Here is a 17381-nt window from a genome sequence, read left to right as displayed (position 1 = left end):
TAGTATTGCCGGTGGCAGTACCGCTGATTCTGTATGTTGCCCTCAGTCTCCCGTCAGTCCAGGGCAGCATAGCCCGGACAGCAGAAAAAGAACTCACCGGACTTCTGGGAACAGAAGTTTCGGTGGGTTCAGTGTCTATAGCACCTTTCAACCGGGTGGTACTTTCTGACGTAGGCGTGAAGGATCCGAGAGGGGAGACGGCTTTGCAGATCGGCCATCTTGGCGCCGGGATCAAGCTTTTTGAAGGGCTGTGGAACCGCCGTATTGTAATCACATATGTAGAGATCATAGACCTTGATCTGAATCTTTACCGCCAGTCGCGTCAGACACCGCTCAACATCCAGCCGATCATAGACCGGTTTAAGAAGGATGAAGACAACGGCCCGTCGAAGTTTGATCTGGCTGTAAATCTGCTTGTCATCCGCCGTTCCTGCCTGACGTATGATGTGCGTGATGCGGCACCTGCAGACTCCGGACGTTTTGACCCGGCACACATAAGAGTAGACGGTCTTAGAGCCGACCTTTGTGCGCCGAGGATTTCAGACAGCCGGATTGAAGTGGAAATCAAGCGCATGGCAGCTGCTGAAAAGAGCGGACTTGCGCTGAAAGAATTGAGAGCCGATGTTTTGGCCGACATGGAAAGTCTGACAATTGAAAATCTGGCTGTCGAACTGAACAACTCCCGCCTTGCGCTCAATGATCTGACGCTTCAGTCTCCTCTTGGCGGAGGATTTGATCTAAAGAATGCGCTGCGTTCGCCTGTGGAGACTCTGTCTGAAACCTATCTGACACTGTCAGATCTCAGCCCGTTTGTCAGAGGACTTGAAGATATTGACGTCAGGGTAGATGTGGAGATTGAAACTTCAGGTAGAGCAGACAGCATCAGCCTCGAACATTTCGATCTGTATATTCCCGAAAGTCAGGCACGTCTGAGCGCTCATGGACTGATAAAAGGCCTTCTCCATGCCAAAGATTCCTTGTCAGTGGATCTCCGCAGGCTCAATGTCAGGACCTCGGTGCCAAAGGCTCTGGATTATCTGTCAAAGCCGGCCAGCCCGCTCAATCATCTTTACAGAAAACTCTCGGCCCTGGCTCCATTAGGCGATATAAATCTGCTTGGCGATCTATCGCTTACCCCAGAGTCAATAGACTTTAACGGAGCTCTGGACACAGATTGCGGAAACATCGACATTGACTGCGGGATATTCAAAAACCGAACAGGCGGGCCGCTTGAACTGGACGGCGTGATATCATCAATGGCCTTTATGCCATCCGAACTTCACAAGTCATTGGCACCGTTGAGCAATATTGCATTTGATGCAAAAGCCGATCTTGTCATTTCGGGCAGTCGCAATATAAAAGGCATGGCAGAGCTGTCGGTCCCGGAATTGACATGGAACGGTACTGATTTTGCGGATATTAATGCCAATGCCGATTTTCGAGGCAACAGCGTTGATGCGACTGTAAGATCATCTTCTCCGGCGCTTGATTTTTCGGTGTCAGGTGGCGCTGAACTGAGCGGAACAATGCCTTTGACTGAACTCTATGCTCAGGTCAATAACATCTCGCTCGATCCATTTGTGAAAGGTGGCAGACTGAAAGGTGATCTTTCGTTTGAATTCGACGGATCTGTGCGTGGACGTAATCCGGATGTGATCAACGGATGGATAAAAGTGTCGGATTTCAAATTTTCCGGACGAAATGACAAGTCACTTTCGATTCCACGGCTTGAACTCGATGCCCACACCGGCGATTCGGCAAGAAGCATCATGCTGCGCAGTCCGCAGGTCGATGCGGATCTGTCGGGCCATTTCAGCCTCAGGAATATAGCCAATGATGTCAAGGCGGTTATAGCAAAAGTCTACCCGGCACTTTTGCCTGCTGACAGTTGTAGGGAAATATCTGAATTTCATTATGATCTTGATCTTAGAATTAAGGAAGATTCCACAATAAGCAAGTTTCTGGGGCTTCCGGCAGACATAATATATCCCGTCTCAGTACGTTCGTTCGGACGTGGTGGAGAGACGGCCTCGGTAGGGCTTGATATTGATGCCCCATATTTGCGAAACAAGGACAAACTTATAGAGGGAACGAGGCTGTCGGTGATGCTTGACGCTATCAGCAAGCATTCTGACGTGACTGCCCACACATCTTTTCCGACCAAAAACGGAATGCTTGATCTCCGGATCGGGTCTGAGGGCTCTGTCGATTCACTCGGCACTTCGATTCTTTGGAAAATAGACCGAGAGGAAGACTATCATGGCAATTTTGATTTCGCCACATTGTTCAGCCGCAGTGAAGATAGCAAAGATCTGCTGACTGATATTTCAGTTGCGACATCGCAGATGGTGTTCAACGATTCATCCTGGACTGTGAATCCGGCATTGGTTCATGTAATGCCCTGCAGAATATCCGTTGAGGGGCTCGGCGGCCATAGAGCCGGACAGTCTCTGAATATTCATGGCGTGGCGTCGGCTGACTCGATAGACCGTCTGATCGTAGACCTTGATGCCATAGACATCGACTATATATTCGACTCTCTCAATATGAGCGATGCCGTTCAGTTCGGAGGCAGGGCCACAGGTAGTTTCTATGGCATGAAGCTTCTGTCGGGTGATCCGGTGCTTTATACTCCCCGCCTTAAGGTGGAGGGCCTGAAGTATAACGGCTGTGTGATGGGTGACGGTGACATCCGCAGCTATTGGGACAATGGAAACAAGGCCGTCCGCATCATGGCGGAAATAGTTGGCGGCGGAGGCTCAAAATCGGAAGTCGACGGAGTTATCAAACCGATGAGTTCAGAATTGGATTTCACGTTTAAGGCTGATCGTGCGCCGGTAGGATTCATGGAGCCTTTCATGGCTGCTTTCACATCGAAAGTCACAGGAGAGGTCAGTGGCGAGGCCCGGCTTTACGGGACCTTCAAGGATCTGGATCTGTATGGCGATATCTATGCAAAAGATCTCAGCCTGAAACTTGATTTTACGAATACAACTTACACCACTACTGACAGTGTGCACCTGCGGCCGGGCATGATCAGTTTTGACAACGTGCGTCTGACTGACTGCAACGGCAAGACTGCAAAGCTTAACGGCTATGTGGCCCACAAGTATTTCCATGATCCGACTTTCCGTTTCGATATCACTGATGCCCGTGATTTTCTTGTCTATGACATCAATGAGAATCAGACGGAAGATCCCTGGTTCGGCCTTATCTACGGCAATGGCAAGGCTTCGGTCAGCGGAGTGCCTGGACGCGTGGATATAAATGTTGCTATGTCTACGGCCGAGCAGTCGACATTCTCATTTGTGATGAGCGATGCGGAGCAGGCCATCGACTATCAGTTTATCACTCTGCGTGACAAAAACAAGGCCTACAAGGATTCCATCGCCGCGTTGGACCCCACACCGCTTATAGTCCGTCAGCTACGCGAGCGCATACGCCGACAGGAAGAGCAGACATCGTCAGACTATGCCATGACCTTTGACGTGGGCATCAATCCGTCAGTGGCAGTTAATCTTATTATGGACCCGGTGGGCGGTGACAAAATCACGGCTTATGGTAGCGGGCAGTTACGTATGTCCTATAATAGTTCTGACGGAGACCTGCGCATGTATGGTGACTATAAGATCAACCACGGCACCTACAATTTCACTTTGCAGGACCTCATCATAAAGGAATTCAAAATACGTGAAGGCAGCAAGATCACCTTCCTCGGAGATCCTTACAGTGCTCTGCTTGACATCACGGCCTCTTACTCTGTAAATGCCAATCTCAGCGATCTTGACGAATCTTTCCTTGAAGACCGCGAACTGAACCGTACGAGTGTGCCTGTCGATGCACTGATGATGGTGCGAGGTGACATCCGTCAGCCGGAAATCACTTTCGACCTGAACTTCCCGACGCTGACTCGTGATACCTACAGGAAGGTTCGCTCTATCGTGTCGACTGAAGACATGATGAACCGCCAAATCATCTACCTGCTTGCTCTCAACAAATTCTATACGCCTGACTATATGACGGCCACCCACGGTAACGAACTGGTGTCTGTGGCATCTTCTACTATCTCCTCGCGTCTCAGTTCAATGCTCGGTCAGCTAAGTGACAACTGGAGCATCGCGCCGGCCATCCGCAGCGACCGCGGAGATTTTTCAGACGTGGAAGTCGAAGTGGCTCTGTCAAGCCATCTGCTCAATAACCGTCTGCTTCTCAACGGCAACTTCGGGTATCGCGACAATTCGATGAACAACAACAGTTTCATCGGAGATTTCGACATACGTTATCTGCTTAACCGTGCGGGCACCATACAGCTTAAGGCCTATAACCGATATAACGATCAGAACTATTATCTCAAGAGTGCTCTTACCACTCAGGGAGTGGGTATAGTGTTCAAACGCGATTTCGATAACATCTTCTCCTTCCTGAAACCCAAAAAGAAAGCAAAGAAAAAAGACCGGGAGGATGATCAGTCGGATTCTCCGGCACCTGCCGATGCGGCGAAAAAGGAGGAATCAGATTCTGAAAAAAGCGGGGAATAGGTGTAACTAAATCTCCGCTTTTATCGTCTAATTAGCATAGCACGGCATAAGATTGCAATGAAAGTCATATAAAAGAATCACAATAATCACATTTATGAGAAAAAGTATCATTTCACTGGCTCTGTTTGCCGCAGGTTCGCTTGGCATGGCGGCAGCGCCGTTGTGGCTCCGGAATGTTGCCATATCTCCGGATGGCACAACGATTGCCTTTACATATAAAGGCAACATTTTTACCGTCCCGGCAAAAGGCGGCGATGCCCGGCAGCTGACCTCAGGAGGCAGTTATAATTCATTGCCGGTCTGGAGCCCTGACGGCAAAAAGATCGCATTTAACAGCGACCGTGAGGGCTCGTTGGATATCTTTGTGGTCGACAGCAAAGGCGGTGTGCCCAAGCGTCTGACTACCCATTCAGGCAATGAGACTCCGCTTGCGTTCAAAGACAACAGTCATGTGGTGTTCAGCACAAGTGACATGCCCTTGGCAAGTGCTGCCCAGGCATCGTTCACACAGCAAGTCTACACCGTAGACCTTGACGGCGGTCGTCCTGAAATGATGGTATCACTGACCATGCCCGCGCTTAGCATCAGCCGCGACGGACGTGTGCTCTATCAGGACCGCAAAGGGGTAGAGAACATCTGGAGAAAGCATGAACGTTCATCCGGGACGGCTGATATATGGCTCATGGATAAGGACGGCAAGCATATCAAGCTGACTGATTTCAACGGGCATGACATGAACCCCGTCTGGTCAAATGACGGCCAGTTCTATTTCATCAGCGAGGAAGACGGAACCCTCAACGTCTACAAGCGTTCAGTCGACGGAACTCAGAAAAAGCAGCTCACAAAATTCAAAACACATCCTGTGCGTTCTCTTTCGGCATCTTCCGACGGGCGGCTCGCCTTCAGCTGGAACGGAGAGATATATACTATGGATGAGGCAGGTAAACCATCTAAGGTGGAAGTCAATATCATCAGTGATGACTATGCCTCGCCGACTGAGAAATCGGTGCGCCGTTCGGGAGCTTCATCTTTTGCCGTGTCTCCTGACGGTGAGCTTGTAGCATTCGTGCTCCGTGGCGATGTATATGTGACTTCGACTGAATACAATACCACCCGCCGCATCACTGACACTCCTGCCCAGGAACGAACTGTGGATTTCGCTCCTGACGGCCGCAGTCTTGTCTACGACAGCGAGCGCAACGGTCTGTGGCAGCTGTTTACCACTGAGATCAAGGACCCTGATGAAAAATCGCTGCTCTATGCTACCGAACTTGTTGAGAAGCCACTCTATAAGAGCGACAAGCCCGCATTTTTCCCGGCCTACAGCCCCGATGGCAAGAAAGTGGCATTCCTTGAAGACCGTACGACTCTCCGCGTGATGGATCTCAAGAGCAAAAAAGTGACCACTGCGCTTGAAGGTAAGTATAATTACAGTTATGCCGACGGCGATACCGGATTTGAATGGAGTCCCGACAGCCGCTGGCTGCTGACCAACTATATTGGTATCGGTGGCTGGAACAATGCCGACATCGCGCTTGTGAAAGCTGATGGCAGCGAGGTTGTCAATCTCACCGAAAGCGGCTACAGTAACGATGCTCCGCAGTGGGTGCTCGGAGGCAAGGCCGTCGCATACACTACCAGCAAATATGGCTACAAGAGTCATGGCAGCTGGGGCAATGAAAGCGATATAGTCCTCATGTTCCTCGATGGAGAGGCTTATGACCGCTTCCGCATGACCGAAGAGGAGCTTAAGCTCGCTGACAAGGAAAAAGCAGATAAGGAGAAAAAAGAAAAGAGCGCCAAAAAAGATGGCTCAAAGAAGGATTCAAAGAAAAAATCCAAGAAAGATGACGGCAAGAAAGACAGTGCCAAAAAGGATTCTGTAAAGAAAGATGATCCCGAACCGCTTGTCCTTGACACCGAGAACCGCCGTTACCGCATGGAGCGTCTGACCGGCTCTTCAGCACGTCTTGGCTCTTACTACGTATCGCCGAAGGCCGACAAGCTCTACTATGTGGCCACCAGCCCTGACGGCCGTTCTCTTTACGAGCGTAATCTGAAGGAAGGCGGCACTCGCGTACTTGTCAAGGGTCTGAGCGGATGGGGTATGATTCCTGATAAGAAGGGTGCCAATGTGTTCGTTATGGACCGTTCCGGCATCAAGAAGGTTAATCTTGCAAGCGGCAAGGCTACCCCGGTTTCCTATGAAGCGGAATACACCCGCCGTCCGTCAGAAGAACGCGAGTACATCTATGACCACATGTGGCGTCAGGTTCTTGACAAGTTCCATGACAAGAAAATGCACGGCACTGACTGGAATCTTTACAAGAAAGAATATGCCAGGTTCCTGCCTCACATCAACAACGGCTATGATTTTGCAATTCTTCTCAGTGAAATCCTCGGTGAGCTGAATGCTTCACATACCGGCGGCAGCTATTCAGGCGGCAGCGGACGGTCGGTGCTTCCTACAGCCTCACTCGGAGCATTCTATGATGAATCATTCAAGGGTGACGGTCTGAAGATACTTGAAATCGTCAAACGCGGTCCGCTATCCGACAAGAGCCTTGGTCTGGAGCCGGGCGATGTGATCCTTTCGATCAACGATTCGATTATCCGTGCAGGCAAAGACTATTTCCCGATGCTTGAAGGAAAGGCCGGGAAAAAAGTCAAACTTGAAATCAAGAAAGCCAAAGGAGACAGAAAGACAGTCTATGTCAAGCCCATCGGTGGCAGTGCTGTCAAAGATCTGCTCTACACCCGCTGGGTTGAACGCAACGAACACATTGTCGACAGCGTGTCCGAAGGTCGCATCGCTTATGTCCATGTAAGAGCTATGAACGGGCCAAGTTTCAATGAAGTCTATGACCGTCTGCTCGGCAAATACCGCAATTGCGATGCCGTAGTGGTCGATACCCGTCACAACGGAGGTGGCTGGCTCCATAACGATATTGCCATCCTTCTCAACGGCAAGAAATACGTAACCCACAGCCCGCGCGGCCAGTTCATCGGCACCGATCCTTTCTCGCAGTGGTGCAAGCCCTCGGCTATGCTTGTCGACGAAAGCAACTACAGCGATGCTCACGGCACCCCATACGTTTATCAGACTCTGAAAATCGGCGATGTCATCGGCGCTCCTATACCGGGAACAATGACAGCCGTATGGTGGGAAACTCAGATTGACCCGACAATCGTGTTCGGCATTCCGGAAGTCACCTCGCTTGACGGCAACGGAGAAATGCTCGAAAACAAGCAGCTCAACCCGGATATCGAGATCTACAACAATCCTGCCGACGTTCTCCGTGGTCATGACGAACAGCTCATCGGCGCCACCAAGCACCTGATGAAGAAAACCGCCAAGAAGTAATATACATCCGTTCCCATATCAAAAAAGATCGCTGAAAGCCCCGCGCTCTCAGCGATCTTTTTTATATGGTTTATTGTGGCATTTATCCGGATAATAGTCGACTATGAGCCACAATTGAGATTTTCTATACGACGGACGCTATTCGGCGTTGTTCCTCAACCATTCGGTACGTACTTTATCCGGCAGATGTGTCACCTTGAAATCAGAGAATGTCACATCAAAGCCATCTCCATCCGGGCAAGCGGCAAACATACCTATCCTCACCGGTCTGTTGGCTTCTAACCATGCATTGCGCATCATATAGTATGTATTGTCATCAAACGAGTAAAATATCTCTACTGCATCGAGGCGTCGCACGGCTTTTATCCATATCACATTGACAGGCTTGTCAAGAGCAATCACACTCCAGTCGGATGTATGATGTGTTACAACTGTGCTTAAGTTGTATTTTCCGTCTACAAACTCAATTCCGGTCTTGATATAATTCTCATGGTCGATTCTGATCATCATGCCAGCCTGATCAAACCGCACTTTGTAATCACCGGAAATTTTCACCTTGGCTTCAAATTCACCGCCATATTCCGAATAATAAAACGGTGCGTCATCAACGGTAAAGCCATAATGCGATATACGCCAATAATCGCTTTTGGGGGTAACATGCATGATAAGTTTATCATCGGATATGTCCCATTTCGCCGGCTCATTGAACCAGTTCATTTTTTCAAGTGTCTGTGCCGATGTCATAAAGCCGGACAAGACCATAAACAATGTTAGTATTGCTGTTTTCATCATATGGTATTTAGGAGTTGATCTGATTTAGACAGCGAAATATCATATCATTTTTATCCATGATTTTGATATGACTGTCAGATAAATTACCTTTGCAAAGGTAATGAGCTATAAGTAATTGTGCAATGGCTAAAAATAACCATTTTAATGACAATAGAGGAACCCTTGACAGGTTACTGCGTACCTCTTTGCCGCCGGATGACAATAATCGTCTGGCGGAGTTGATCAATTATGCGCATACATTGGTTAGCCTAGAAAACACAATAGTGGTTATAAGTGACATGCACCGTGGAGAAAGCCGGATTGTAATCGGAGATTTTGGCTTGAGACTCGGACTGGACGGCTATGAAAAGGAAAACTCCATATGGGAAAGCCGTATTCTTGAAATGATGACGCCTAAAGAGCAAGAGAATAAATTTATTGCAGAACTGAGATTCTACCATTTTATCAGGCATCTGCATAAAAGTAAAAGAAAACATTATTATCTTGCGAGCATACTGCGCTTTATTCTTAAAGACGGTTCAAACATGAATGTAATGCACAGAATGTATTATGTTTATAACAATAAGCAGGAAAGGGTATTATATGCGGTTTGTCTATATAGCCCTATGGCATTTGCTATGAAATGGCGGAATCAGGCCGTCAATTCGCTAACCGGTGAAGCCGTAGAATTAGCTGAAACTACTAATGCCAGCATACTTGGACCGCGTGAATGTCAGGTGCTCTCATTGATTGATCAGGGTCTGAAAAGTGCAGAGATTGCAGCCCGTTTAAATATCAGTGTACACACAGTCAGCCGTCATAGGCAAGAAATCCTTGCAAAGCTGCAAGTCAAAAACTCTATTGAGGCCTGTCGTCTGGCAACGAGAATGGGGTTGATATAAGAGTTACTCTTAATAATTTTCTTATATCTGCTCCTTCTAAAAATAACATACTCGTCTTAAGTTAGAGATAATCAGAGCCGTATTGGGGTGATGCGGCGGGTGGGGCGGTTGTCTATGATCAGGGGGACGTTCTCGATGGTGACGTTGCTGGTGTCGAGGCCGAAGGCTTCGGCTGCGTCCATTTCCATGTGACGCAGGAGCGAATGGAGATTCATCAGGCGTTTGTCTGATGCGTCACATTGGCTCGACTGTGAAAAGAGGCGGTGGATGATGATGAAACTGAAATCTCCGGTGATGCCGTGGCGGCGTAGGGAGGTGTAGCTGCTTGTGAGGTCAATTTCACCTGAAGCCACGAGGTCTTCGATGGCCTGGCGCAGGTAGACGCTCACTTGCGGGCGGATGCGGAATCCGATGCGGAATTTGAAACTGATGAGGGTACCGGGAATGAGCACGGTAGGCTCATATTCGAGAGTGTCAGGAGCATCGGTGAACTCTACGCGGACAATCCAGTAGTGGTCGGCGCGTTTCGGGCGTTTGTTTATGATGGAGTAAATCAATTTGCTTTCCACCTCGTCGGCGCTGCGTGATCGGCTGAGATAGACGAGATTCGAGGAGTATTTCGGTATTTCGCTGTCAGCCTTGATGTCGGAAATAATGTCCGTGTAGTCGGCAAAGCGGTAATATTCTATGAATTTGCCGCGGATCAGAGTGGCTTTGTACCATACGATCATCACCGAGCAGACTATGCCGGCTATGAGCACAGTGAACCAGCCGCCATGCATGAATTTAAACATGTTGGCCACAAAAAAGGCTCCTTCGATCAGCAGGAATGTCAGGGTGAATAGCGCCACGATCCATCGCCTGACACCTTTGAGATGGAGGTAGAAGGCGAGGAGTATGGTGGTCATCAGCATGGTTATTGTGATGGCCAGTCCGTAGGCGGCTTCCATGTGCGATGATGTGCGGAAAAGCAGGATGGTAAGCACACAGCCTATGAAGAGTGCGAAGTTGATCAGGGGGATGTATAACTGTCCTTTGATCGTGGATGGGTATTTGATGCGCTGCCTTGGCCAGAAATCAAGACTCATGGCCTCGCTGAATATGGTAAACGAACCGCTCAGGAGTGCCTGGCTTGCGATAATGGCCGCTCCTGTGCTGATCAGGATTCCGGCCGGGAGAAACCAGCGGGGCATGATGGCATAGAAAGGATTGAGGCCGGCCGTGTAGCTTTCGGCCTGTGCGATCAGCCATGCGCCCTGGCCGAGGTAGTTAAGTATGAGCATTGTCTTGATGAAGGCCCAGCTGTAGGTGATGTTCTTGCGTCCGCAGTGGCCGAGATCCGAGTAGAGAGCCTCGGCTCCTGTGGCACACAGAAAAACAGCTCCGAGTATCAGAAACCACCCCGGATAGTCGATCAGAAGTTTCACTGCATACCAGGGATTGAACGCTTTGAGAATGGGCCAATGGGCAGGCATCTGGCATATGCCGAGAATGCCGAGCATAAGAAACCAGCCGAGCATGAAGGGCCCGAAAAAGTTGCCGATGGTCTTGGTGCCGAGTCTTTGGACAAGAAAAATTCCGGAGATGATGACAAGGACTATAGGAAGGATCGGGGCCTGTGGCTGAATGTCGCGCAGACCTTCTACGGCAGATGTCACGGTCATGGCCGGTGTGATCACTCCGTCGGCTATAAGAGCGCTTGCCCCTATGGCTGCAAGAACATAGAGCCAGCGGTGTCGCAGATTTTTGAGCAGGGAGTAGAGAGCAAGGATTCCGCCCTCGCCTTTATTGTCGGCGCGGAGTGCTATGATGACGTATTTGAGTGTGGTCTGCAGGGTGAGAGTCCAGATTACGCATGACACAGCTCCTATGATATAGTCGGCTCCGGCATGGGGGTTGGCTCCCATGATGGCCTTCATGACGTAGAGCGGCGAGGTGCCGATGTCGCCGAATACGATGCCGATTGTTACGAGCAGTGCGGAAAAGGAGACTTTGTGAATATCAGGACTGGCAGTTGCGGATGATGTAGACATAGGCGATGTTGCGGATTGGACTGATTGTTTTTTATGAAGTACGTGAAATCAGCACGGCGACATAGGCTATATAGCCCAGCGTGAGCACTGCTCCCTCGGCGCGGGTGATTGTGCGCTGTCTGAAGAACCATCCGAAAATCCAGAAGAGCAGGCTTGCTCCTGTGAGCACAAGCAGATCGAGGTTTCCGATGTCGCCGAAGCGCAGAGGTCTTACGGTAGCCGTAACGCCGAGAACCATGAAAATGTTGAAAATATTGCTTCCAATGACATTGCCGAGCGCTATCCCGGTTTTACCTTTGAGTGCGGCAGTGATAGATGTGGCAAGTTCAGGGAGCGAAGTGCCTGCGGCTACTATGGTCAGACCGATTATAGCATCGCTGACGCCGATCGCCGAAGCTATGCCCGATGCACCTGCCACAAAACGGTCACCGCCATAAATCAGAGCGGCGAGACCGCCTATGATCCATGTGACGGCTTTCCACAGCGGCATTTCCTTTACCGGGGTCACGGAATTCGATGTCTGTTCCGGTTGCGGAGCGGCTTTGGCCTGCGAGAAAGTGTAGCGCATGAAGATCGCGAAAAAGAGCAGCAGAAGGATACCGTCGACACGCGATATGGCCGGTGCGGAATCTCCGTTGAGCAGCGGACCGTTGCCGATGGCAAGCAGCGCAAGGGCCGAAAGAATTACGAGCGGAATTTCATTGGTCATGATGCTGCGCTCGATCCGTATGGGAGAGAACAGGGCGGTGACACCTATAATTACAAGAACGTTGAAAATATTACTGCCGACCACGTTGCCGACGGCCATCTCAGCGCTGCCGTTGAGCGCTGAGATGAAACTGATTGTAAGTTCCGGAGCGGAGGTGCCGAAGGCCACGATGGTAAGACCGATCACAAGATCGCTGACTCCCCACCTGCGGGCTATGGCCGAAGCTCCGTCGGTAAGGGCGTTGGCCCCTACAAGAATGAGCACAAGGCCTAACAGAAGAAAAATGATGTCGAGAAACATAGTCTGTCGGAAAATAAATAGTGAAACGTGAAACCGGCACGTTGATTCCATATGCCTTTAGCCTTGAAACAAACCGCCGGGGATGATTGTTGATTTAGTGGTGCAAAGATACTCAATTATGGACATTCAGGCGCATGAAAAGCTATGAAGAGACCGTTAAAATATTTTTGAAATATCTCAAATAAGGTTTATCTTTGCGGAAACGAAATCAGAAATAGTTATCCTTACAACATACCTGTACCACACAAATTATTATCATGGAAAATAACAAGAACATGTCAATGAGTCGCAACCATGTGGAGCGGACATTGGGAAAGCCGGCATCCGAGTTCACACGGGCCGATATTATAGAGTATATCAGGCGTGAAGGAATCGAGATGGTCAATTTTATGTATGCCGCCGCTGACGGACGGTTGAAGACTCTCAACTTTGTGATCAATTCCCAGGAATATCTGGAGACCATATTGTCGACGGGCGAACGTGTCGACGGGTCGAGCCTGTTTCCGTTTATCGAAGCCGGCCGCAGTGATCTTTATGTCATACCCCGCTATTCATCGGCCTTTCGCGATCCGTTTGCCGAACTGCCTACTCTGACGCTCCTGTGCAGCTATTTTGACAAAGATGGGCAGCCCCTTGACAGCGATCCGCGCCGTATTCTCGAACGTGCCTGCAAGGAATTCACCGAGGTTTCAGGTTTGGAGTTCGAATGTATGGGCGAACTTGAGTTCTATGTTATCGGAGCCGATACCGGTATGTTTCCGGCCACAGATCAGAAGGGCTATCACGAATCCGGACCTTTTGCGAAGTTCAATGACTTCCGCACCAAAGCCATGTCGCTGATTGCATCGACCGGCGGCCAGATCAAATACGGCCATTCGGAAGTAGGCAATTTCAAACATAATTCCCTTATTTACGAGCAGAATGAGATTGAGTTCCTGCCAAACCCCGCACTGAGTGCCGCCGACCATCTTCTGCTTGCCAAGTGGGTGATCAGAGAACTCGCCGCTAAGGAAGGCCTCAACGTCACATTCGCGCCCAAAATCACTGTCGGTAAAGCCGGGTCAGGCTTCCATATCCATATGCGTCTGATGAAAGACGGCCATAACATGACCCAGAGCGCCGACCGCACTCTCAGCAATGAAGCGCGCCGTGCCATTGCCGGTCTCATGACTCTCGCTCCTTCAATCACAGCTTTCGGCAATGCCAACCCGACGAGCTATCTGCGCCTTGTGCCTCATCAGGAAGCGCCGACCAACATATGCTGGGGTGACAGAAACCGCTCAGTGCTTGTCAGAGTTCCTCTTGGCTGGACTTCGGGCAAAGACATGTGTGTCCAGGTCAATCCGGCTGACAGATGTGAGATCGAGACTTATGGCAAACAGACGTTTGAGATGCGTTCGCCGGACTGCTCGGCAAATGTCTATCAGCTGATGGCTGCGCTCTGCGTGGCTGCCCGCCTCGGTTTCGAAATGGACGAAAAAGACGCTCTTGATATCGCATCACGCACTTATGTCGATGTGAATATCCATGCTAAAGAAAATGCCGAGAAGCTTGCAGGTCTTGAAACTCTTCCCACCTGCTGCGTTGAGTCTGCCGAGTGTCTTGAAAAACAGCGTTCGATCTACGAGAGCCGCAATGTGTTCGCACCCGCGATGCTCGATGATCTGATCAGCCAGCTCAAGGCATTTGATGACAAGATGCTCGCAGCCAGAGTGAATGCCGATCCGATAGAGCTGCAGAAGCTTGTCAACCGCTATTTCTATTGCGGATAAGCATTCTGCATGGCGCTATCGGCAAACAAGAAAAGAACCGTAATATAATCATTCTTATAACATCACCCTCAGACCACATTGTAGTTATGTCTGCCCAGCAACGTATCACCGAACTCCGAAAAGAACTTGACCGCCTGAATCATGCCTACTATGTAGAAAATTCGCCGTTGGCGAGTGACTACGACTATGACATGATGATGAAAGAACTTGAAAAACTTGAATCCGAACACCCTGAATTTGACGATCCGCTCTCACCGTCACATCGCGTGGGATCCGATATAACCAAAGGGTTTACCCAAGTGGCTCATGTCAGGCCGATGCTTTCGCTGGGCAACACCTACAGCGTGGAAGAGGTGGATGACTGGATTCGCCGCTGTAATGACTTGCTCGGAAATCTTGAAGGGCTTAAATCGGTGCCAATAGTCGGCGAAATGAAGTTTGACGGAACCAGTATCTCGCTTATCTATGAAAACGGGCGTCTGGTCAGAGCCGTGACCAGAGGTGACGGGGAGAAAGGCGATGATGTGACTGAGAACGTCAAGACTATACGCAGTATCCCCCTGGTGCTTCAGGGATCGGGCTATCCGCAGTCATTCGAGATCCGTGGCGAGATAGTGCTCCCTTGGAAAGCATTTGACCGTCTGAATGAGGAGCGAGCTTTCAATGAAGAGCCTCTGTTCGCCAATCCGCGCAATGCAGCGGCCGGAACTCTTAAGATGCAGAATTCAGCCGAAGTATCGCGCAGAGGTCTCGATGCATATTTCTATTATCTGATTTCAGATGAGCTCCCGGCTGACAATCATTATGACAATATGATAGCTGCCCGGTCATGGGGATTCAAGGTCAGCAATCTGATGACTCTGATGGATTCGATCGAGGAGGTCGATAGTTTCATCACTCGCCTTGACCAGGAGCGCAAGGAGTTGCCGGTCGCTACTGACGGGCTTGTTTTCAAGGTCAACAGTCTTCGCCAGCAGCTGAATCTTGGCTATACATCCAAATCGCCCCGCTGGGCGATTGCATACAAATTTTCGGCAGAGCGCGCCCTGACCCGCCTGCGCTTCGTTTCGTTTGAAGTCGGTCGCATGGGGGTGATAACCCCGGTGGCCAATCTTGAGCCGGTGCTGCTTTCCGGCACGATTGTGAAACGGGCTTCGCTTCATAATGAAGACATTGTCAAGACTCTTGGAATCCATGAGCATGACATGCTCTATGTGGAGAAGGGAGGGGAGATCATTCCCAAGATAACCGGAGTTGACGAGGCGGCGCGTGAAGAGGGTGCGATGCCGATAAAGTTTGTGACCCATTGTCCGGACTGCGGCACTCCGCTTGTGCGCATTCCCGGCGAGGCGGCATGGCTCTGTCCCAACAAGTATGGCTGCCGTCCGCAGATCATCGGACGTCTTGAGCATTACGTAGGCCGCCACGCAATGGATATTGACGGAGTGGGAGAGGAGAACGCCGCTCTGCTCTATGATGCCGGACTTGTCAGAAACATTGCTGATTTCTATATTCTGCAGGCCTCTGATCTGGAGCAACTCGACCGCATCGGTCCGCGTTCGGCTCAGAGGATTCTTGAGGGTGCCGAGAAATCGAAGAGTGTGTCGTTTGACCGGGTTGTCTATGCGCTTTCAATTCCGTTTGTCGGAGGGACTGTGGCCAAAAAGCTTGCCAAGGGGACTCGTGACATTGACACTCTGATGGGCATGAGCCGTGATGAGCTGGTGGCTATTGATGATATCGGTCCGCGTATAGCCGATGCTGTCATTGAATATTTCAGTGTTGAATCAAACCGTGAGATCATAAACCGCCTCAGAGAGTATGGGCTTCAGATGTCATTGCCTGAAGAAGAGGAGTCGGAGAAGTCCGATCTGCTGGCGGGCAAGACAATAGTGATCAGCGGAGTCTTTGCCCGACATTCCCGCGAGGAATACAAGGAGATGATCGAGCGCAACGGAGGTAAAAATTCCGGCTCGATCTCGAAGAAGACTTCATTTGTACTTGCTGGTGACAATATGGGGCCGGCTAAACTCGAAAAGGCCAAATCTCTTGGAGTCCCGGTCATCAATGAAGACCGGTTCCTTGAAATGCTCACGGAATAAAAAGTATTCCTTGTTTTGAAAAACAGATAAGATCAGCCGTCTGTGACTCGGAATGTAAGAGTCACAGACGGCTGTCTGTTTTCGGGATTCGGTATTGGGAAATTACAGAGATATTCCTTTATCTTTGAGGAATTCCTTGTAGACGCGTGAAAACTGCTCGTTGGCGGCTTTGGGATAGCGTATTTCGGCAAAAACCTGTGCGAGATTCTGTTTGCCGTTTTCAGTTACAAACTTCATGGATGCCGGAGTGGCTTCTTCGGCGGCATAGAATTCGCGGATTTCTGCGTCAGTCGGATTGTGATAGCTTTCCGAGTGGACCACGGCATCAAGCGGCAATCGGTCCTGAAGTTCCGGAGTTTCGGCGGGATAACCGACGGTGACGGTTATGACCGGGATCACGTCAGACGGAAGCGCGAGCGCATCGGAAATCTGAGAGGCGTTATAGGTAGTAGTGCCGAGATAGCAGGTGCCGAGGCCTTCCATTTCAGCTACAGTGCAGAACTGCTGTGCGAAGATAGAAGTGTCGATTACGCCCCAGGTGAACCCCTGGAGGTTGTTCATGCCACCCTGTGTGCCATTGAGTTCACACCAACGGTTGAAACGGTTCAGATCGAGGCAGAATGTAAGCACTGCGGCGGCGCCTTTGATAGCCGGCTGGCAGAAATGGGCCGGAGCAAGGGCTGCGATCTTTTCCGGATCGCGGTTTATGATTACGGAATAGATCTGCATGTTACCGGTATTGGCCGCACGCGATGCCTTTGCAAGCAGTTCGCGCAGAAAAACTTCGCTGACGGGGCGGGACAGATCGTATTTGCGTATAGTCCGTCGGGTAGAAAAGTAGTTATTTTTATCCATTGATGCTGTTATCAGAGTTTGACAATAATCAAAAT

9 protein-coding genes are annotated in these 17381 nt (G+C 50.1%); 5 read left to right on the top strand and 4 right to left on the bottom strand.

What is annotated here, in order from left to right; genetic code table 11:
- The first annotated feature begins 11 nt into the window (after positions 1-11).
- Together FDZ78_RS14210 and FDZ78_RS14205 are read left to right on the top strand one after the other, a co-directional pair.
- Positions 12-4538: a translocation/assembly module TamB domain-containing protein gene (locus FDZ78_RS14210; RefSeq protein WP_136408817.1), complete on the top strand. Its 4527-nt coding sequence runs from the start codon at positions 12-14 to the stop codon at positions 4536-4538.
- A gap of 94 nt (positions 4539-4632) precedes the next feature.
- Positions 4633-7902 carry a S41 family peptidase gene (locus FDZ78_RS14205; RefSeq protein ID WP_123398887.1) on the top strand — a complete coding sequence of 1090 codons (3270 nt, stop codon included), beginning with the start codon at positions 4633-4635 and terminating at the stop codon, positions 7900-7902.
- Positions 7903-8040: 138 nt separating this feature from the next.
- On the opposite strand, the gene FDZ78_RS14200 is transcribed toward FDZ78_RS14205, so the two are convergent.
- Positions 8041-8691: a DUF1349 domain-containing protein gene (locus FDZ78_RS14200; protein WP_124075628.1), complete on the bottom strand. Its 651-nt coding sequence runs from the start codon at positions 8689-8691 to the stop codon at positions 8041-8043.
- A gap of 125 nt (positions 8692-8816) precedes the next feature.
- Here FDZ78_RS14200 and FDZ78_RS14195 point away from each other — a divergent pair, with 125 nt between their 5' ends.
- Positions 8817-9575 carry a response regulator transcription factor gene (locus FDZ78_RS14195; RefSeq protein WP_124075620.1) on the top strand — a complete coding sequence of 253 codons (759 nt, stop codon included), beginning with the start codon at positions 8817-8819 and terminating at the stop codon, positions 9573-9575.
- Between the two features lie 71 nt (positions 9576-9646).
- Here the strand turns inward: FDZ78_RS14195 and FDZ78_RS14190 are convergent, their stop codons facing one another.
- On the bottom strand, positions 9647-11608 hold the full coding sequence (locus tag FDZ78_RS14190) for a KUP/HAK/KT family potassium transporter (RefSeq protein WP_124075619.1): 1962 nt from the start codon (positions 11606-11608) through the stop codon (positions 9647-9649).
- A 31-nt stretch (positions 11609-11639) separates the two neighbouring features.
- Positions 11640-12617, bottom strand: coding sequence for a calcium/sodium antiporter (locus tag FDZ78_RS14185; RefSeq protein WP_136408816.1), 978 nt, complete (start codon positions 12615-12617; stop codon positions 11640-11642).
- Positions 12618-12874: 257 nt separating this feature from the next.
- Here FDZ78_RS14185 and FDZ78_RS14180 point away from each other — a divergent pair, with 257 nt between their 5' ends.
- The gene (locus FDZ78_RS14180; protein ID WP_123398890.1) at positions 12875-14389 is read left to right on the top strand and encodes a glutamine synthetase family protein; all 1515 of its coding nucleotides are present in this window, start codon (positions 12875-12877) and stop codon (positions 14387-14389) included.
- 86 nt (positions 14390-14475) lie between these two features.
- Positions 14476-16491: an NAD-dependent DNA ligase LigA gene (gene ligA, locus FDZ78_RS14175; protein WP_136408815.1), complete on the top strand. Its 2016-nt coding sequence runs from the start codon at positions 14476-14478 to the stop codon at positions 16489-16491.
- 102 nt (positions 16492-16593) lie between these two features.
- Here ligA and FDZ78_RS14170 read toward each other — a convergent pair whose 3' ends face one another.
- Positions 16594-17346, bottom strand: a complete 753-nt coding sequence (locus FDZ78_RS14170) for a nitroreductase family protein (RefSeq protein WP_136408814.1) — start codon at positions 17344-17346, stop codon at positions 16594-16596.
- Positions 17347-17381: the final 35 nt, after the last annotated feature.

It is taken from the genome of Duncaniella sp. B8 (assembly GCF_005304985.1).
In the GTDB taxonomy this organism is placed as follows: Bacteria; Bacteroidota; Bacteroidia; order Bacteroidales; family Muribaculaceae; genus Duncaniella; species Duncaniella muris.
This window is presented reverse-complemented; position numbering and strand designations above follow the sequence as displayed.